Annotated in this window: 14 protein-coding genes; 2 read left to right on the top strand and 12 right to left on the bottom strand. The window is 62.2% G+C overall.

The genetic code is table 11. From position 1 onward, the window contains the following. From PSV05_RS05025 to PSV05_RS05015, 3 genes are all read right to left on the bottom strand, one after another. On the bottom strand, window positions 1-371 hold a 371-nt coding region (locus PSV05_RS05025; RefSeq protein ID WP_300062423.1), incomplete at its 3' end, for a heavy metal-binding domain-containing protein. Window positions 372-885: 514 nt separating this feature from the next. Next, window positions 886-2,178 carry a glucoamylase family protein gene (locus PSV05_RS05020; RefSeq protein WP_300062417.1) on the bottom strand — a complete coding sequence of 431 codons (1,293 nt, stop codon included), beginning with the start codon at window positions 2,176-2,178 and terminating at the stop codon, window positions 886-888. Then, complete coding sequence (locus PSV05_RS05015; protein WP_300062414.1) at window positions 2,171-3,160, bottom strand: DUF2090 domain-containing protein; 990 nt, start codon at window positions 3,158-3,160, stop codon at window positions 2,171-2,173. Before PSV05_RS05015 ends, PSV05_RS05020 begins: the two co-directional genes overlap by 8 nt. 198 nt (window positions 3,161-3,358) lie before the next feature. On the opposite strand from PSV05_RS05015, the gene gnd reads away from it, so the two are divergent. Beyond that, window positions 3,359-4,396 (top strand): phosphogluconate dehydrogenase (NAD(+)-dependent, decarboxylating), encoded by a 1,038-nt coding sequence (gene gnd, locus PSV05_RS05010; protein ID WP_345782238.1) that lies wholly within the window; start codon window positions 3,359-3,361, stop codon window positions 4,394-4,396. Between the two features lie 46 nt (window positions 4,397-4,442). Next, window positions 4,443-5,180 (top strand): HAD family hydrolase, encoded by a 738-nt coding sequence (locus PSV05_RS05005; RefSeq protein WP_300062409.1) that lies wholly within the window; start codon window positions 4,443-4,445, stop codon window positions 5,178-5,180. Between the two features lie 79 nt (window positions 5,181-5,259). Here the strand turns inward: PSV05_RS05005 and tkt are convergent, their stop codons facing one another. The 9 genes from tkt to PSV05_RS04960 form a co-directional block, all read right to left on the bottom strand. After that, window positions 5,260-7,314, bottom strand: coding sequence for a transketolase (gene tkt, locus PSV05_RS05000; protein WP_300062406.1), 2,055 nt, complete (start codon window positions 7,312-7,314; stop codon window positions 5,260-5,262). 32 nt (window positions 7,315-7,346) lie between these two features. Continuing rightward, complete coding sequence (locus PSV05_RS04995; protein ID WP_300062403.1) at window positions 7,347-8,405, bottom strand: acetate/propionate family kinase; 1,059 nt, start codon at window positions 8,403-8,405, stop codon at window positions 7,347-7,349. Beyond that, window positions 8,402-10,765, bottom strand: coding sequence for a phosphoketolase family protein (locus PSV05_RS04990; protein ID WP_300062400.1), 2,364 nt, complete (start codon window positions 10,763-10,765; stop codon window positions 8,402-8,404). The genes PSV05_RS04995 and PSV05_RS04990 overlap by 4 nt, the downstream gene beginning before the upstream one ends. Continuing rightward, window positions 10,762-12,423: a phosphoglucomutase (alpha-D-glucose-1,6-bisphosphate-dependent) gene (pgm, locus tag PSV05_RS04985; RefSeq protein ID WP_300062397.1), complete on the bottom strand. Its 1,662-nt coding sequence runs from the start codon at window positions 12,421-12,423 to the stop codon at window positions 10,762-10,764. The genes PSV05_RS04990 and pgm overlap by 4 nt, the downstream gene beginning before the upstream one ends. Further along, window positions 12,423-16,319, bottom strand: a complete 3,897-nt coding sequence (locus PSV05_RS04980; protein WP_300062394.1) for a glycosyl transferase family 36 — start codon at window positions 16,317-16,319, stop codon at window positions 12,423-12,425. Before PSV05_RS04980 ends, pgm begins: the two co-directional genes overlap by 1 nt. A 51-nt stretch (window positions 16,320-16,370) precedes the next feature. Continuing rightward, complete coding sequence (gene tal, locus PSV05_RS04975; protein ID WP_300062391.1) at window positions 16,371-17,471, bottom strand: transaldolase; 1,101 nt, start codon at window positions 17,469-17,471, stop codon at window positions 16,371-16,373. Beyond that, window positions 17,468-17,950, bottom strand: coding sequence for a universal stress protein (locus PSV05_RS04970; RefSeq protein WP_300062388.1), 483 nt, complete (start codon window positions 17,948-17,950; stop codon window positions 17,468-17,470). The genes tal and PSV05_RS04970 overlap by 4 nt, the downstream gene beginning before the upstream one ends. Before the next feature lie 69 nt (window positions 17,951-18,019). Continuing rightward, complete coding sequence (locus PSV05_RS04965) at window positions 18,020-18,277, bottom strand: DUF5676 family membrane protein (RefSeq protein ID WP_300062386.1); 258 nt, start codon at window positions 18,275-18,277, stop codon at window positions 18,020-18,022. Between the two features lie 246 nt (window positions 18,278-18,523). Beyond that, window positions 18,524-19,744: an MFS transporter gene (locus tag PSV05_RS04960; RefSeq protein ID WP_300062383.1), complete on the bottom strand. Its 1,221-nt coding sequence runs from the start codon at window positions 19,742-19,744 to the stop codon at window positions 18,524-18,526. Between the last annotated feature and the right edge of the window lie 57 nt (window positions 19,745-19,801).

Here is a 19,801-nt window from a genome sequence, read left to right as displayed (position 1 = left end):
TGGCCGAACATCGCCAGCGAGGTCACGATTGCCGTCAGCGGCAGCGTCCACCAGAAGCGGCGGCTGAAATCGGCCAGCTCGGGGTTGTCGTCATCGTCCAGAGTTGGCATGAGTGGTTCCAGCGACATGCCGCAGATCGGGCAACTGCCCGGGTGGTCCAGCCTAATCTCCGGGTGCATTGGGCAGGTGTAGATCACACCGGAACCGACTTCTGTTTCGGACGCGGGAACTGCGGGATGCCCGGCTGTGCCTGCGCCTTGCAGGTACATGGCCGGGTCACCGGAAAATTTCCCCTTGCAACCGACGCTGCAAAAGTAGTAGGGCTTGCCCTCGTTTTCTAGGTGATGGGGAGAGGCCGGCGTCACCGTCATGCCACAAACGGGGTCCTTCAATGCCAAGGCGTCTGGCGAGGGAGCGGTGTGTTTGTGGTTCTCCGTGTTTCCGTCGTTGAGAACTTTCATCTGAGATCCTTTAATTGCAAACCGATTGGGTCTGTTGCATTGCCCCTGCTCCAACCTTAGTAGGTGGCCGCGAACCCTTTGCCGAGAGAGACGGCCCTCGTGATAGCCGATGTGAAGGTTTGGTGCAAGCGAAGTGTGGTTCCAATTTCCAAGAATGGTCTCCGCGAGCGCGGGCTGATCATCAGCGAAGCTAAAGCGCCCGCCTTGCTGGATACAAAAGGCGAACTGGTCTGGGGCCGACGCGGATTCAGGGTGCGCAATTGAATAAAGTCCAGACTCCTATTCACTCCAGGGACGGCGGGATCAGCTACGGCCCAATTGCCGGTTTATTGGCCATTTTCAGCCGCGCGGTAGCCGAATGCTATCGGACAACACGATGCCCTCCGTAGGATGTCCCCCACAACATTACTCCATGTAGTACCGACTACAACCAGCCGTTTCGAAATCCCGCTCGCCGCAGTCCTTCAACAATGTAGGGGCAGCCGCGCATCAGCCGCCACAGCATGTCGGAGCGGTGGTTCTCGCACATGAGAACGACCGGCCCAAGGTTGATGCCGAAGTGATACGAGGATGCCCAGCCCACTTGGCCGTCGCTGGCAGCCTTGTCCGGGAAACTCAGGTTGAAACTGCACTTGAAGCAATACTCGCCAATTGTCTGCGGATACACGTCCAGAAAGTGTTGCAGCGTCGGCAGCACAATTTCGGGTGCGAACGGTAACGATGCGGCCACGGCCCAGGGCGCGACGGTTCCGTCGTCCGGGCCGTACGGCACGCCTCGGGCCACATAGTCGAAGAAGGAGCGTTCGATGCCGTCTATCCGGCGAGTCGTCCAGCCAGGACCATCGCTGGCAGTCAGCCCCCAGAAATTTTCACCATAACCCGCAAACCCGAGCGGATTGCGGATCGCGTACTCGCGTTGCACATAGGTCGCGCGGCGGCTGTTTTCGCAATAGTCGATATCCTTGTCGCGCGCGAACGCATCCTGAATGCCGCGCATGTCCAGCCAGATGTGCGAATACTGATGGATGAAGAGTGGGCCGCCGTAGAGCAACTCGTAGCCGTAAATATTTTTCCATTCGTAAGTCGAGGCCCAGGCTGCATAACTTTCCGCCGGCAGAGGATGCGTTGGCGAGCCGAGACCGAGGACGTACAGCAGGGTGGCTTCGTCGTAACCGCGCCAGCGATGGGGCAGGAAGCCGGCTTCGGGCGTCCATCCATGGGTCACCGTGGCAGCACCGTCGCAGGCCCACGCCCAATCGACCCGGCGATAGAGCGCGTCAGCCAGCGTGCGTAGTGCCTGCTCGCTCTCGTCGTCCTGATCGAAGTAGGCGGCAGCGGCCAGCATGCCGGCGATCAGGAACGTGGTGTCGATGGTGGACAACTCGCACGAGCCAGCGCGCTGCCCGGTGTTCATGTCGAGGAAGTGGTAATAGAAGCCTTTGTGCCCGGTCGCGCTGGGCGCGGTGCCTTGCGGGCTGGCCCAGAGGAACCGCATCATCGCCAGAGAACGGGCCAGCGCATCGGCTCGGGTCATCCAGCCGCGCTCGACCCCTACCGGATAGGCCGCCAGCGCGAAGCCCATCGCCGCGATGCTGGCCGGCGAGCCCGGCTGCGACTTGTCGGCGACAAGTCCGTTGGCCAGGTTGGTCTGGTGCAAGAAGTACTGGAAGGAGTGCTGCTGCAGCGCGTCAACCTGTTTGTCGCCGAATTCAACCATGTGTGCCTGAAGCGCTTGCTGCGACCCTCGCCGTCTCGAAGACGTCGACCCAAGTTCGGAACCTCCGGGCAATTTCGGCGACCGCCGCCGCGCGGTCGATCTTTCCGTCGCGCAAGCCGATCAGCGGCTCCCAGAATGTGGTCCTGCCGACTGCAAAGCCGATGAACCCGGGCACGCTGGCCGCCGTCGTCAGCCAGCCACGAACATGTTGCTCACTCTCGCCGCGCCCAAGCACGATGCAGCCGACGGTAGCGCGCCCGTCGCGCCGCGCCATGGCCACGATGCGCTCGCAGTCGTCACGGCTGTCCAGGCCCTCCACCTTCCACACGTCGGGATCGACTCCCGCATCCTGCAACTCGCTGATGGCGTGCAGCATCAGTGCGGGCCTGAGCTTGCGGTCATAGGCTTGAACATCACCACCCAGGGCTTCAAGCTGTTGGGGCGTGGCAGGTACCAGCAGTTCGAACATCAATCTTGACGGGCTACCCACAAGGGCTTCGGACAATCTTTGTAGGCGCGATGCCTGTCGGCGGTTCATGGCCGAATCGCCTTCGGGGTTATAGCGCACCAGCACCTTGCAGAATGTCGGCAAAAACGCCTCGATGTGCCGCTCGAAATTTTCGCCGAATTCGAAGTCAAACTCGTCCTGTCCGCTCTTTTCCGCGGGCGCGCAAATGATGATACCGCTCCGTTTTGCATCGCGCAGGATGTCGGCACCGAAGTGCTCGTCCACCAGGATGCCAGCCTTGTGCTTGTCAACACCTCCGGCCAGCCCAGCGGTGAAGCCATCGTAGATCACGCGCTTGGCAGCGGTAAGTTGCGCGGTCTGCTCAGGCTTGAGTACCCCGCTCCAGCCGAACATGCCACTTACGAATGACGCGCGGTGATCGAAAGGTAGGATGTACAACGGTTGGGTATAACCTGCGGGCATGGTGCGTGCCTCCTGTGCAGCGGTCCGGATGTGGATGCGGCTGCGGCCCAAATGCGCCACCCCAACCTCAACCGGGCATCATACGGTTTCACGTGCAAAGCGTCCGTGCGGTGGCGCACCCTCGGCAATGCGCGACAACATACAGACGGGCAATCATTGAGCCGCTATAGTAAGCGACCTCCGTACACCGACATACTCAAAAGTGAAGTGCTCATCCCTACTTGGTGCGCGGCGTGGTTACGGTAAGACATGGAGATCAAAATGCAGCTCGGAATGATCGGTTTGGGTCGAATGGGCGCGAGCATGGTTCGGCGCTTGTTGAAGAAGGGCCACGGGTGTGTTGTTCATGATCGGCAGCCTGCGGCGATGACCAGCCTGCTGAGTGACGGCGCCGAAGGCGCTGCGTCACTTGCCGAACTGGTTTCAAAGATGACCCGGCCGCGGGCGATCTGGCTGATGGTGCCTGCGGGCGCCGTGGACCACGCGCTCGCGGACTTGGTAACACACTTGGACGCAGGCGACATCGTGATCGACGGCGGCAATTCGTATTACCGCGACGACATAGGGCGCGCCAAAAATCTGGCTGCAGCGGGCCTCCACCATGTGGATGTCGGTACCAGTGGCGGCGTTGCCGGTCAGGAGCGCGGTTACTGCCTGATGATCGGGGGTGACGAAGATATCGTGAAACACCTGGAACCGATCTTCATGGCGCTGGCGCCGGGTGCAAGCGCTGCATCCCGCTCACCGGGACGCAGCGGCGCCCATGCCAGCGCCGAGCAAGGCTTCCTGCATTGCGGACCGCACGGCGCCGGGCACTTCGTCAAGATGGTTCATAACGGCATCGAATATGGCGTGATGGCTGCCTATGCCGAAGGGTTGAACATCCTGCGTAACGCCAATGTCGGCAAAAGTACGCAGACCGCCGATGCCGAGACCACGCCACTGCGCGCCCCCGAGTTGTACCAATATGAGATGAACCTGTCCGACATCACCGAGGTCTGGCGTCGCGGCAGTGTCATCGGCTCGTGGTTGCTCGATTTGACGGCCAACGCATTGCTAAAGGACCCGCAGCTGGAAGCCTACAACGGGCGTGTCTCCGATTCCGGGGAGGGTCGCTGGACGCTACAGGCGGCGATTGATGAAGAGGTACCGGCGCATGTGCTCAGCGCTGCCGTATACCAACGGTTCGCATCGCGCGGTGAAGCCGGTTTTGCCAATCAGGTGCTGTCGGCGATGCGATACGAATTCGGTGGCCACGCGGAAAAATCCGCAAAGGGCCCGACATGATGCGCCCGACGGCAATCCCCCAGCGCCCGGCAGGAAGGGTTTGGACATGAGCCGTAACGCGACCGCCGACGTGGTGTTCCTGCTGGATGTGGACAACACATTGCTCGACAACGACAGCATCGTCTCAGACCTCAGGGCGCATCTGGAGCGCGCATTCGGCACTGCCTCAGCGATGCGGTATTGGTCCATCTTCGAAGAACTGCGTGAGGAACTTGGCTACGCCGACTACCTGGGTGCGCTTCAGCGCTACCGGGCGAACGCCGAACACGGTGTGTCCGCCGATGAGAGGCTGCTCCTGATGTCGAGCTATCTGATCGATTACCCATTCGCCGAACGCCTGTACCCGCGGGCACTCGAGGTTATCGCCCACCTCGGGCAGTTCGGGCCGACGGTGATCCTGTCGGACGGCGACGTGGTGTTTCAGCCGCGCAAGATCCAGCGTTCCGGATTGTGGGACGCCGTGGGCGGCAGAGTCCTGATCTATGTTCACAAGGAGCGAATGGCCGAAGCCGTGCAGCGCCTCCATCCGGCGAAACACTATGTCATGGTGGACGATAAGGTGCGACTGCTGGCCGCGGTCAAAGGCGTGCTGGGTGACCGCTTGACGACGGTGCTCCCCCGGCAGGGGCACTACGCCATGGACCCGGCCACTGCCTCCATGGCCACCAAGGCCGACGTGACGATCCAGCACATTGGTGACCTGATCAATGTGGACACGGCCACGCTTCTGGCACGACGACCCAACGAATGGGATACCGACGAATCATCACTGTGTTCCTCGTGACGGATTGCAAGCGCATTGCGTTACACGAAGAGCTGTAGCCAAAGCAGGGCGCGGTGTGGTGCGTGGATAGAGTCGCGCATCAGCCGCTCAGCAGCACCCGCGCCCGTGATACCACGTTGTCTATCGTGAAGCCATATTCGCGCAGCAGGATGTCAGCCGGGGCAGATGCACCAAAACGTTCAACACTGAGCACATCGCCGCAGTCACCGACATAGCGATGCCAGCCCTGTGCCACGCCCAGTTCCACCGCCAGCCGTGCGGACACGCTGGGAGGAAGAACCTCGTCACGATAGCTCTGCGGCTGCGCGTCGAACAAGTCCCAACTGGGCATGGACACGCAGCGCACGCCGATGCCTTCGCTCTGCAGATGCTCTGCGGCTGCCAAGATCAATGCGACCTCTGACCCACTGGCGATTAGGATGAGCGCGGGCGGCTGGCCCTGCGCATCGCTGAGCACATAGGCTCCGCGGCGCAAGCCTTCGGCGCTGGTATACCTGTTGCGGTCCAGCGTGGGAACCGCCTGTCGGGTCAACGCCAGCAGTACCGGACGCTGGCGACTTTCTATGGCCACCTTCCACGCCACGGCGGTTTCATTGGCGTCGGCCGGGCGGATTACGGTGAGCCCCGGTATCGCGCGCAGGCTGGCCAGTTGCTCCACTGGCTGGTGTGTGGGCCCGTCTTCGCCGACGGCCAGGCTGTCGTGCGTGAATACGTGCACGACATGCAGCTTCATCAGCGCCGCCAGACGCAGCGCCGGCCGCATGTAGTCGCAGAAGATCAGGAAGGTAGCGCCGTAGGGGATGAAGCCGCCGTGCGCGGCCAGGCCGTTGACGATGGCGCCCATCGCGTGTTCACGCACGCCGAAGTGCAGGTTGCGACCGGCTCGGCTCCAACCGCCGCCGTTGGAACCTTGGGTGTCGTCGCTGTCGGTTGAAGGTGGGTTGAAATCGCCCAGGCCTTTCAGTGCGGTCTTGGTCGACGTGTCCAGGTCGGCCGAACCGCCGGTCAATGCCGGCAGCCGTGCGGCCATAGCGTTCATCACCTTGCCCGACGCAGCCCGTGTGGCCATGCCTTTGAGATCGGCAGGAAATATCGGAATGTCGGCGTCCCAACCGGAGGGCAGTTCGCCGCGCAAGCTGAGCTGCAACTCCGCGGCCAAGGCCGGAAACGCCAGGGCGTAGGCCTGCAGGCGTTGGCTCCAGGCAGCCTCGGCGTTCTGCCCGCGCGCCAGCGCTTCGCGCATGTGCACCAGCGCCGCCTCGGGTATCAAGAACGGCGGCTCCGCAGGCCAGCCGAGGCGCTGCTTGGTCAGCAAAACCTCTTCGACGCCGAGCGGTGAACCGTGGGCTTCGAAACTGTCGTGCTTGTTCGGCGAGCCGTAGCCGATGTGCGTGCGCACGAGGATCAATGACGGCCTTGAACTCTCTGAACGCGCAGCTTGCAGCGCAGCGGCGATCGCCTCGACGTCATTGCCATCAGGAACCGTCACGGTGTGCCAGCCACAAGCCGCGAACCGTGCGGCCCGATTTTCCGTGAACGCCATGTCAGTACCGGCAGACAGGGTCACACGGTTGTCGTCGTACAGGCAGATCAGCTTGCCTAGCCTCAGATGCCCGGCCAGCGAGGCGGCTTCTGCCGCCACACCTTCCATCAGGTCGCCGTCGCCGACGATCGCATAGGTGTGGTGGTCGATGATCACCGCGTGTCCGGGCTGGTTGTAGCGTGCGGCGAGTTGCGCTTCGCCGATCGCCATGCCAACCGCATTGGCGAAGCCCTGGCCCAGCGGCCCGGTGGTAACTTCGACGCCTGGGGTGTGCCCGCGCTCCGGGTGGCCCGGTGCTTTGCTTCCCCACTGCCGAAAGGCTTTGATGTCGTCGAGTGAGAGGTCGTAGCCACTCAAGTGCAGCAGACTGTAAAGCAGCGCCGACCCGTGACCGACCGAGAGCACGAAACGATCTCGGTCGGCCCAGTCGGGGTTGCCAGGATTGCATTTGAGAAATCGCGTCCATAAGACGTAGGCCATCGGCGCCGCGCCCAACGGCATGCCGGGATGGCCGCTGTTGGCCTTCTGAACGGCATCCACCGATAGGAAGCGAAGCGTATCGATGCACTGCTGGTCGAATGTGTTCATCATGCGATCTCCAATGTGGGCCTTGCGTTGGGCGGTTACGTCAGCTGCCGGGTGCGCCAAGCGATCTGCTCTTCTTCCCGTGCCGGCATGACACGGGCTTGCGACGTGGGGATGCCTAAGCTTTCTAGCCCCTTGCAGATCGTGGCGCGCGTCAGGGCATCGTTCTCGCCGATACCCCCGGTGAAAACCAACGAGTCCACGCCACCTAGAACGGCCGCCATCGCGGCAATCTGTTTGCGTACGGAAGCGCAGAACATCGCGATGGCCAGCCGCGCATCAGCGCCCGAAGCGTATGTCGAGGCTGCAGCCGCTCGCAACTCACGCATATCGCCACTGATGCCGGAAATGCCGAACATTCCCGAGCGCTGGTCGATCAAGGCTTCGAGTTGGTCCGCGTCATACCCGTGCTCGCGAACCATGTAGGCCAAAACACCGGGGTCGATATCGCCGCAGCGTGTGCTCATGATCACGCCACCGGTCGGTGTAAACCCCATGCTCGTGTCCACCGATGAACCGTGGGCTACAGCCGTGACGCTGGCACCGTGTCCGAGGTGCGCGATCACCAGACGCGGCGGCACGTCACTACCCAGTTGCCGGATGACCGACTCGCCCGACAGGCCATGAAAGCCATAGCGTTCGATACCCAGCGCCCGAAGCTCGCTCGGAATGGGCAATGTGCGCGCGACGTCCGGCATACCAGCGTGAAATGCCGTGTCCAGGCATGCCACTTGCGCGATGCCGGTGAAACGCGCTTGCGCCGCACGCACCAGCGCCAACGCGGGCGGCAAGTGCAGTGGAGCGAACGAAGTAGCGGCTTGCAGTTGCTGCATCACCTCCGCATCGATCAAGGTGTGCTGGCGACACTGCGGCCCGCCATGGACGATGCGGTGACCGACCGCCACAGGCGCAGGCAGGCCATGCGCCCACATCTGCTGCGCGATGCGGGCCAACGCTTCCTGCGGGTTGCCCACTGCTCCCTCTGCACCGGAGAGCATCACGCGGTTGCCACTCGCACCCACAATGAACAAACCGAACTTGAGCGACGAAGATCCGACGTTCAACGCCAGGATGGGCCTGTCCACATCATCGCTCATGCTGGCCAGCGCCAGTCACGCACGTCCGGCAGGTCCTCGCCGTGTTCGCTGATGTAGGCTTTGTGCCGCGCGATGCTGTCGTCATAACGTCGGGTGGCCTCCTCAACCAGGTGCGCCAGGCGCGGGACGCGGCGTATCGCATCGAGTGCGAGCTGATAGCGGTCGATGTTATTCAGCACCACCATATCGAAAGCCGTCGTCGTTGTGCCTTCTTCCTTGTAGCCGCGCAAATGCAGGTTGTCGTGGTTGTGGCGACGGTACGTCAGGCGGTGGATCAGCCCAGGGTATCCGTGGAAGGCGAACACGATAGGCTTGTCGCGCGTGAACATGGCATCGAACGTATCATCGTCCAGGCCATGTGGATGCTCGGATTGCGACTGCAATGCCATCAGGTCGACCACGTTCACGACGCGGATTCGGATGTCCGGCACATAGCCGCGCAGCAGCGCGACGGCGGCCAGCGTTTCGAGCGTCGGTACGTCGCCCGCGCAGGCCATCACCACATCGGGTTCGCCACCAAAATCGTTGCTGGCCCAGGGCCAGATACCCGCGCCGACTGTGCAGTGTTGTACGGCGGACTCCATATCAAGCCACTGCAAGGCGGGTGCTTTGCCAGCGATGATCAGGTTCACGTAGTTGCGGCTGCGCAGGCAATGGTCGGTGATCGACAGCAGGCAGTTCGCGTCGGGTGCCAGATAGATGCGGACCACGTCGGCCTTCTTGTTCGCCACCACATCGATGAAGCCCGGGTCCTGGTGCGAAAAGCCATTGTGGTCCTGCTGCCAGACATGTGAGGTGAGCAGGTAGTTGAGAGACGCGATGGGCTTGCGCCACGGGATGTGACGGCACACCTCCAGCCACTTGGCGTGCTGGTTGAACATCGAGTCAATGATGTGGACGAATGCTTCGTAACACGAGAACAAGCCGTGGCGCCCGGTGAGCAGGTAGCCTTCGAGCCATCCCTCGCACAGATGCTCGCTCAGGACTTCCATCACACGGCCGTCCGCCGACAGATTCATATCAACCACGTCGATCTCAGCCATCCACGCCTTGTCCGCGATTTCCACCACCGCACCGAGCCGGTTGGACGCGGTTTCGTCCGGGCCGAAAAGGCGGAAGTTGCCACTTTCGGTGTTCCTGCGCATCACCTCGGCGAGGAAGGTTCCGAGGACACGCGTGGATTCGCCAAGCGTGCCGCCAGGCTTTGAAACCGGCACCGCAAATTCGCGGAAGTCCGGCATGACCAGCGGTGCAAGCAATGTACCGCCGTTGGCATGTGGATTGGCGCCCATGCGTCTGTTGGCGACCGGTGCGAGTGCAGCAAATTCTTCCCGGAAGCGGCCATTGGCGTCAAACAGTTCCTGCGGCGCATAACTGCGCATCCAGTCTTCGAGTTGGCGAATGTGATCTGCGTTGGTGAACTGCGTGATTGGCACCTGGTGCGCTCGCCACGTGCCTTCAACCGGCAGGCCATCGACCTCCTTGGGCCCGGTCCAGCCCTTGGGTGTTTGCAACACGATCATCGGCCAGCGCGGAAGTGGCGGCGGCGTGCGGGCATCCGGCCCACGCGCCGCAGCCTGGATGGCCTGGATCTGCGCTAGGACGACATCCAGCGTCTGCGCCAGTTGCTGGTGTACCGCCATCGGGTCGTCGCCGACCACGAAGTGTGGCTCGTGGCCGTAACCTCGCAGCAGTGCCGTCAGATCCTCGCGGCCGATCCGCGCCAGCACGGTGGGGTTGGCGATCTTGAATCCGTTGAGGTGCAGGATCGGCAGTACCGCACCATCTCGCGCAGGGTTCAGAAATTTGTTCGAATGCCAACTTGTCGCCAGAGCGCCAGTTTCTGCTTCACCGTCTCCGACGATGCAAGCCACGATCAGACTGGGGTTGTCGAAGGCCGCACCATAGGCATGCGCTAGCGAGTAACCGAGCTCACCGCCTTCGTGGATGGAGCCCGGTGTTTCCGGCGCCACGTGGCTGGGAATGCCACCCGGCCACGAGAACTGACGGAATAGCTTGCGCATTCCGTCCTTATCGCGCGAGATGTCCGGATAGGTCTCGGTGTACGTTCCTTCCAGGTAGGTGCTTGCCACCAACCCCGGGCCGCCGTGACCGGGGCCGATGACGTTGATCATGTCCAGGTCGTGCTCCCTGATAAGGCGGTTCAGGTGCACATATAGCAAGTTCAAGCCGGGTGTAGTGCCCCAATGTCCGAGCAGGCGCGGCTTGATGTGCGCCAGACTCAAAGGCTCTTCGAGCAGCGGGTTGGCGTGCAGGTAGATTTGCCCCACTGAGAGGTAGTTGGCAGCGCGCCACCAGGCGTGCATCTTGCGAAGGAGGTCCGGGGTCAGGGTGCTCATGATCTTTCCTTGGGTTCGATGGCGGCGTCCACAATGTGTTGTGCCTCTGCAAGCAGAAGACGCAGGTGGGCGTCGCTCTGAAAGCTTTCCGCGTAAATCTTGTAGATGGCTTCAGTGCCTGAGGGCCGCGCAGCGAACCAGCCATTTTTCGTGCTGACCTTGATGCCGCCAATTGGCGCGTTGTTGCCAGGCGCCTTGTCGATCACGCTGGTGATGGGCTCGCCGGCCAGTTCGGTCTGAACGATCTGCCGGGGCGTCATCTGCGCCAGTGATTGCTTTTGCGCCGCGTTCGCCGGGGCATCAATGCGGTCGGCAAAAAATTCTCCGAACTCGGTGCACAGCTCGCTGTACCGTGCGCCCGGGTCGCGATCGGTTCTGGCGGTGATCTCTGCCGACAGCAGTGCCGCCGCGATGCCGTCCTTGTCTGTCGTCCATACACTACCGTCGCGACGCAGGAAAGACGCCCCAGCACTCTCCTCACCGCCGAAGCCCAGGGTGCCGTCGAACAGGCCGGGCGCGAACCATTTGAAACCGACCGGCGCTTCGAACAAGCTGCGACCGAGTCGGGCAGCAACCCGATCAATCATCGCGCTGCTGACCGCCGTCTTGCCGACCGCCGCCGCCGCGCCCCACTGCGGCCGATGCTGGAACAGATAGTCGATGGCGACGCTTAGGTAGTGGTTCGGCGTCAGCAGGCCGCTGCTGCGCGTGACAATGCCATGGCGGTCGTGATCGGTATCGCACGCGAAGGCGATGTCGTAGCGATCTTTCAACGCGACGAGCCGCTGCATCGCGTAGCGCGACGACGGGTCCATGCGAATCTTGCCGTCCCAATCTGCCGTCATGAACGCAAATTGCGGATCGACTTGCTCGTTGACCACCGTCAGGTCGAGCTGGTAGTGCTCGGCAATCCGCGCCCAGTAGTGCACGCCGGCGCCGCCGAGCGGGTCAACGCCCAGGCGCAGGCCGGCGCTTCGGATCACATCGAAGTCGATCACGTTGCCGAGGTCGGCGATATACGCGCCCAGATAGTCGTTTTCCTGCGTGGTGGCAGCTTTGCGCGCGTGGGCCAGCGGAATGCGCTTGACCCCCTTGAGGCCGCCTTCAAGCAAGGTGTTGGCGCGCTCTTGTACCCTGCCGGTGATGTCGGAATCGGACGGTCCCCCATGTGGTGGGTTGTATTTGAAGCCTCCGCTGTCTGGCGGGTTATGGGAGGGTGTTATGACAATGCCGTCTGCCAAGCCGCTGGTTCGGACCCGGTTGTAGGTAAGGATCGCATGTGAGATCGCCGGCGTTGGCGTGAATTCACCGCCACGCGCAATCATTGTCTGTATGCCGTTGCCGGCCAGCACTTGCAACGCGTCTTCGAACGCTGGCTTTGAAAGTGCGTGCGTGTCCACACCGATGAACAAAGGGCCGTTGATGCCTTTGCCCTTGCGGTACTCGCAGAGAGCTTGCGTGATAGCCAGCACATGCCATGCGTTGAAGCTGCAGTCAAACGATGTGCCGCGATGCCCCGAGGTGCCGAATGCCACGCGCTGCGCCGGCACACTAGCGTCAGGCTGCAAGTCGGCGTACGCGGCCAGCAAGCTGTGTACATCGACGAGATTCTCTGGTGGCAGGAGCTTGCCGGCGAAAGGGCTGACTTTCTGGCGCATCATTGATCCTTTGTGTGGCCAATGGTGATGCGCAGCGTGTGGGCCTTTCCGTCGTCCATCAGTTCGACGCCGCCAGTGGCAGAGTGGTCCTCTCCGTCGAGTTGGACCCGCGTCACGCCTCGACCGACACGGGAAGCGTTGTCGACCGTAATTTCGTAGCGCGTGACGGCGTGCATTCGCCCGCGTCGCCGGTAGGTGATCTCGAAACCGGGCCAGTTCTTTGGAATGCAAGGGTCGATCAGCAGCCGATCTCCGCGGAGCTGAAAGCCGAGCAAAGCTTCGAGCCCGGCGCGGTACAGCCATCCGGCAGTGCCGGTGTACCAGGTCCAGCCCCCGCGACCCACGTGCGGCGTAACGGAGTAAACGTCTGCGTTTGCGACGTACGGCTCCACCTTGTATCGGGCGACGGCTTCGGCGTTTTCGCTGCGATTGATCGGGTTGATCAGATCGAACATCGCGCCGGCGCGATCCCCGTCGCCGAGTCGAGCCCAGGCGAAGATTGACCAGGTCGCCCCGTGGGAATATTGTCCACCGTTTTCTCGCACGCCCGGCGGGTAGCCTTTGATGTAACCTGGATAGACCGGACTGAGATCGAATGGTGGGGTGAATAGTCGCGCGACCTGATGCTCATGATCTACCAACATGCGGTCGACCGATTCCATGGCTTGCGATGCATGCTCCAGGTTCGTTGCACCAGGCAGAACGCTCCACGACTGGGCGATACTGTCGATCCGGCATTCTTCGCTCTGATGGGCGCCCAATGGCGCGCCATCGTCGTAATAACCGCGCCGGTACCATTCGCCATCCCACGCAAATTCCAGAGCACCGCGCAGCTCGGTCGCATACTCGCGCCAGCGTTTTGCTCGCTCCATATCGCCACGCCGCTCGGCATGGGACAAGAATGACGTGATGGTGCTTACCAGAAACCAGCCAAGCCAGCTGCTTTCCCCGCGGCCTTGCTCGCCGACGCTGTTCATCCCGTCGTTCCAGTCACCGGTTCCCATCAGCGGCAGGCCGTGCGCCCCACGCGTCAGTCCTGAATCAAGCGCACGGACACAGTGTTCGTATAGATTGGCTATCTCGGGGGATGCACCCGGCAGCGCGAATGAATCTGTCGCGTCCGCGGGGATGGGCGGGCCAACGAGAAACGGGAGAAATTCGTCCATCACTGCTGCATCGCCCGTCACATCGACATAGTGCGCTGCGACGTAGACGAGCCATATGCGGTCGTCGCTGATCCTGGTTCGTATGCCCTGCCCACCAGGCGGCAGCCACCAGTGTTGAACGTCACCCTCAATGAACTGGCGGCCGGCTGCGCGCAGAATGTGTTCGCGGGCGAGATCAGGGCGACTCACACATAGCGCCATCACGTCCTGCAACTGGTCACGGAATCCGTACGCGCCGCTCGTCTGGTAGTAGGCGCAGCGCGCCCACACGCGGCAACTCAAGACCTGGTAGAGGAGCCAGTCGTTGAGCATGATGTCCAATGCCCGGTTCGGCGTGCGCACCTGAACAGTGTCGAGCAGGCCACTCCACTGCGCTGCGACTTCTACGAGAATCTGATCGAAGCAATCGGCACGGTACTTCACGATCAATGCCTGCGCGGTCTCTTCGGAAGCCGCGTCGCCGAGCAGAAAAACGAGGTCGATTTGCGTATTGGGTGACAACTCGATGCGTGTCTGCAGCGCGCCGCACGGGTCCAGTCCCGCGCCGACACGACCCGACAACGCCGATTTGATCTGCAGCGCAGCGGGTTGACTGACGTTGCCCAAGGATCCAAGAAACTCCTTGCGATCCCCGCTTATCGACTGTTGCAAACCGCACAGGTCGGCGAACGCCACGCGATCGGCGAACTCACTGCGCCACCGGTTGCGCGCCAACAGTGCGCCAGTTTGCTCATCCCGCGCCGTGACCACGAACGGCACGGGCTCACTTCCGATTGCCCCGAGCGCCCACTCGACATACGCCGTGACCGACAAACGTCTAAGCGATGTGCTGCGGTTGCATAGCCTTAGCCGCGACAGCTTTACGGAGTCGGTCGGAGCGACGCACATGGTCAGCTCCAGATCGATGCCATGTGCATTGCTCGAAAACCGGCTGTAACCCTTGCCGTGAGTAGTGTGGTATGCGGCACCGGCGACACGAATGGGCAAGGCGGTCGCGCTCCACAAGGAGCCGCTGTCTTCGTCACGCAAGTAGAGAACTTCGTGCGGGCTGTCACTGACCGGATCGTTCGGCCATGGCGTGAGCGGGTTCTGTTGGCTGTTGACCGACCATGTGTACCCGCCGCCCTCCGCAGAGACCAGGCAGCCGAAGTCGGGGTTTGAGATCACATTGATCCACGGTGCCGGCGTGCAGCGCCCTTCTTCGAGATCAACGTGGTATGCCCGCCCGGCGCAGCTGAAACCACCGTGGCCATTTGGGAATTCGAGAGACTCTGCGGACGTGCCGACTGTTTGCGCCGGTGTGCTGGCGACCAAGGGGGCAACCGCCGCCACGTTCATCGGTTCGCCCCCAAGGACATCGTCTACGGGATCGTTGGGGCCGAGCAGCACGCGTGCCACCGTGAGCAGTCCATCCCGAACTTCCTCGCTGATCGCAGAGGCGCGGAACAGGAACACCTCGGTCTTGACTGCTGCGCTGTCGGCTTTGAAGCGCAGCTGTTGGGCGCTGACTAGCGGCACGATCGCGTGGTGGAGCGTATCGGCCGCACCGGAGCGTGCCGTGTTGAGTATGACCACGTCAACAGCCAGGCGCTTGCTGCGCCAATCCGCCTGCGCGAGCAGAACCGCCTCCAGGAGCGGCAGTTCTACGGGACTGCTCGCACGCAGCAGCATGATCGGCCGGTCGCCGCTGATACCGGCGGCCCACAACGTTTGCGCCCCCCCATGTCCACGCGCGAGCAAGCCGCCAGCGGCGCGTTGGGACGGATCACTGAACAGCAGCGCACCGAGCCAACGGTCAAAGCGGATGCTTTGCGCCTTGTCGACGCCTAAACGTGATCGTTCGGCACAAGCGTAGCGGGCTGCGTTCTGGAAAAGCTGTTCTGCAGCGTTCGGGTCATCGAGTTGTGCGGTTAGTGCCAACGCGCCTTCGCGCGTGTCGGCCAGCCGCGTCCAAAGCAGCAGCGAAACGGTACAGCCAGGCGCGAGGGTGACGTGCTGCCGCAGGCTGAAGATTGGATCGAGTACCGTGCCGGTGAAGTTCGACAAAGTCGCGCCCGGCTGCATGGCCTGCGCATCGGGCAACGCGCGACAACGGCCGAGGAAACGGGCACGATCTGTCTCGTGTTCGAAGGAGCGCTCGCCCGGTCGCCCTTCAGTTTGGAGCGCATGGGCCGCCCAGATCCCGGTCTCGCCCTTCGCACGCTGTCGCCGGTTGGCCAGCAGCACGCCGCGCACGCCGTCCCCCGCTGTCTGGACGAACATTTTGGAAAACGCCGGGTGCGCGTTGTCGGCTTCGATCGGACCGACGACCAACTCGGCATACGACGTTAACGACAGTCTGCGTGAAGATGCGCCGTGGTTAGTCAGAGTGAGGCGCCGCAATTCGATATCGGCGTCGGGATCTACGGCAATTTGCAGCGTGCTTGTGAGCGAGCCTTCCCGTCGGACGAATTCGGCGCGACCTTCGTCGAAGGTCACTGTCGTATCGAGTGGGCCGGAATCCAATGGTTGCCGAGTCGCTGACCACGCCGCACCGGTCTGTTCGTCACGCAGCAGCAAATAGCTGCCCCAAGCGTCGCGCGTCGAGTCCTCGCGCCAGCGCGTGACGGCCAGATCCCTCCAGCGACTGAAGCCGGCCCCGTTTTCGCTCAGCATCACGCTGTAGGTGCCGTTCGAAAGAAGGCAAAGACGGCGTGCGCTTGCGACGCGGGGGGAAGTCAGATCCGACATTGCGCTTTCCATCTTGAAAAACAGATTTGGATGCTGGTGAGTAGGTTCATGTCAGGCAGTCGACGGTGCGCGGTGGGGTGGTGATTGGCCCGACTTTTTGGCAATCCGCTGCAGCAGTTGCTGCCACGACTTGACGAAGGCGTCCGCGCCGTCTTGCTGGAGCTTTGCGGCCAGTGCCTCGACATCCAAGCCCGCGCGGTTGATCTTAAGTAGTACTTCATCGACGTCATCGCCATCGAGCGGAATAACACCGTGCAACTGGCCGTGGTCGGCGAATGCATGCAAGGTCTTCTCGGGTATGGTGTCGATGGTATCGGGCGCAGCGAGAGCGCTGACGTACAAGGTATCGGGCGCTGCTGGGTCCTTGGTGCCCGTGCTGGCCCACAGCAATCGCTGAGGTTTCGCGCCGGCGGCGGCGAGTTTCTGCCAGCGCGTCGATGCCAGCAGTTCGCGGTAGGCCCGGTAGGTTTTCCGGGCCACCGCGATACCTAGCTTGTGCTGCAGTTCGGTGGGCAGTTGCGGGTTGCCAGCCACGTCCCAGCGGCTGATGAACAGAGAGGCGACTGAGCCCACGTGCGGATCGAGCCCCGCCACGAGGCGTCGTTCGATGCCACGCAGATAGGCTTCGGCTGCGGCCTGGTAGTGGGCACAGGAAAACAGCAGCGTCACATTGATGGGGATGCCGAGAAAGATCGCCTGCTCGATGGCTGCCACCCCTTGCGGCGTACCGGGAATTTTCACGAACAGGTTGGCGCGCTGAGCCTGGTCGTGGATCTGACGGGCTGCTGCGATGGAGCCTGCGGTATCAGCTGCCAGCAGGGGCGAGATCTCCATCGAGACCCAGCCATCGACCTGATCGGTGGCATCAAACACTGGCCGGAACAGCTCGGCAGCGCGTCGCAGGTCTTCCAGCGCCAGCTCTGTAAATAGCGCCTCACCGGCCAGCCCGGCCAGCGTCTTGGCGTGGATGGCCGCGTCGTAAGCATCGCCGCCGCCAATGGCGGCATCGAAGATGCTGGGGTTGGAGGTCAGGCCGGTGATCGAGAGCTCGGCGATGTAGCGCGCCAGTGTGCCGTCGTCGAGCAAGGTGCGGGTGATGTTGTCCAGCCACAGGCTCTGGCCAAGTTCATGCAAGTGCCGGGTCGGTTTCATGTGGCCTCCAAGGTCGACGCTGTTTGAGCGGTTTCAATATCTGTGCCGCGGACGAGCAACACCGGGACCGTCGCGGTACGTACGATCTGTTCGGCATCACTGCCGAGTAACATTCGTCGCACGCCGCGCCGACCGTGGGTTCCGAGTACGATCAGGTCGGCATCCCACTCCTTGACTTGCTCCGCCACGCGATCGGACAGTCTGTGGCTGAGATCGTCGAAGAGTGCGGTATCCACGGGGATGCCAGCAGCATCGACTTTCATCCTGGCTTCGTCCAGGACGCTCTGACCCGCCTGCTTCAGGATCTCGAAGACGTCGCCCGACACGTAACCCTCGCCGCTCATCAGGGCGGTCACCCCGTCGACTACATGCAGAACCTGCAGGCTAGCCCCGGTGAGTTTCGCCAGTTTGATCGCTTCGGAGAGACCCGCGTCGGACGTGGCGCTGCCGTCAACTGGGACTAAGATTCGTTGGTACATATCAGTGCTTCTGTGTGTAAATGGGAGTATTGCGTCCACGTCTAATTGCAGCCAGAGTTCCAGCAGTGATCAACGATCAAACCGGCGCACAAAGAAGTTGTAGACCGGCACATAAACCAGACCGGCGTAAGCACCAAAGAGAAAGCTTTCGACCAGCCCGATCAGGAAGCCCGGTAGCGAGAGCCACTTGAAGCCCGGTAGCACTAGTTTAAGGAAGGCGTGCATATGCAGGGCCTCCGGCGTGGCCAGCCCGTAAGCCACGCAGACAACAAACGAGATTGCCGTCGCGGTGGCGAGTGCCCAGGAAACTACCTTGATGTTGAGCATGGCATTTTCCTAGTGATGGCGTTGGCCGCTGGTGTCCACGGGTGTGACAGGGCTCGATCCCTCGGGTCGACCCGCGGGGACGGCGCTGGAATCGCGACGTGTGCTTTGATGCGAGCTGTGACTACCGTGGCCACCATGGCCCCCGTGCCCGAACAGGTGCATCGCCACAAAGGCGATGCCGAAAAGTACCCAGATCCAGTTTTGTGCAAGCCATGTCATGTTTTTCTCCTTGAGTTACAGATGAAATTAGTGCGACGGTGAGAGTGCAGCTTCTGGCGCAGTAGCCGCAGCCCTCCACCATGAAGGACGAAGCAGAATCAGGATCAGCGTCGCCAACAGCGGCAGCGCGAGCCAGGCAAAGCTGAGCCGGGCGACTGCGCCAAAGAGCCACCCCCCGGTAGCCGAGCCTAGCGTTTGCCCTAGCGCTCCCGCGGCGGCGAGCGCACCCATTGTTGCGCCCAACTTGCGGTGCGATGCGCCTGCGGCTAGGAACGAGATCACCGGCAGTACCAAACCCGTTCCGGCAGAGGCGAGACTGACACCGATGTACATCCACTTGTCTGTTTCATGCAAGGCCAGAGCGGCAAGGCCTGCCATGCCAAGCAGCGAACCGGCTGCGACAACCAGGCGCGGTGACACTTTGTCCAGCAAGGCGGTGAAGAACAGCAAGGCGTTGATAGCGAGCATCACCAGGCTGCATTCGGCGAACATCATTGCCACTTGCTGTGTCGAGAGTTCTGCATGCTGGCGACCTTGCAACACGATGCCAAGCTCGAACCCGGAAAGGACCAGGTTGACGGCTACCGTCAACCACCAGAGTGCTGCGAAGCCCACAGGCGCGGACACGTCGGCCTCTATACGGTCCGAAGTATCCGTGTAAGCGGGCAGGGTCAGCGCCAGGCCGAGCATCATCGCTGCCCCAAGCAAGGCGGAGAGCGCGATAACGACGCGCGTTGAAAAGGCGATCAATGCATCTCCGTTGCTGAATACCGCAGCAATAGAGTCGGCGACCGCATTCAGCGCCGGCCCAAACAGGAAGCCGAGAAGCGAGGCCGCGCCAAGCCAGGCAAAGCGACGCGCTCGAATTGCCTTGGGCGTGTGGGCTGCCACCAGCGCCGGAACGACCGGCACCACGGCTGCGACGAACAATCCGGCTGAGGCACGCAACACGTAGATGGCCCACAGCTCCCCCATGGAGAGCAGCAACAACAGCAGCAGGCTGGCGACGTAGCCGACCAGCCCCATCACCAGAATGCGCGATCGGCCCAGTCGGTCGGATATCCGGCCCCAGATCGGCGCCCCGACAAGCACGCCTGCCGTATAGGCGCCACTGAGGAAACCCACATGCCGGGCCACTTCGACGGGTGTCGATCCCGGTATTTGCAGCGACAACCAGCCCGGCAGCAGCGGAAGAAGCGAGCCATAGCCAGCCGACACCACAAACACAGCGGCGGCCAGGAAGAACAATTGCAGTAGTCGTAGATCGGGAGGCTCAGGCGCTGCGGTCCACGTTACCCCTGCCGG

The organism is Thermomonas sp., assembly GCF_029945965.1.
In the GTDB taxonomy this organism is placed as follows: domain Bacteria; phylum Pseudomonadota; class Gammaproteobacteria; order Xanthomonadales; family Xanthomonadaceae; genus Thermomonas.
The sequence above is the reverse complement of the archived record's forward strand: the minus strand, read 5'-3'. Positions and strand labels throughout refer to the sequence as shown.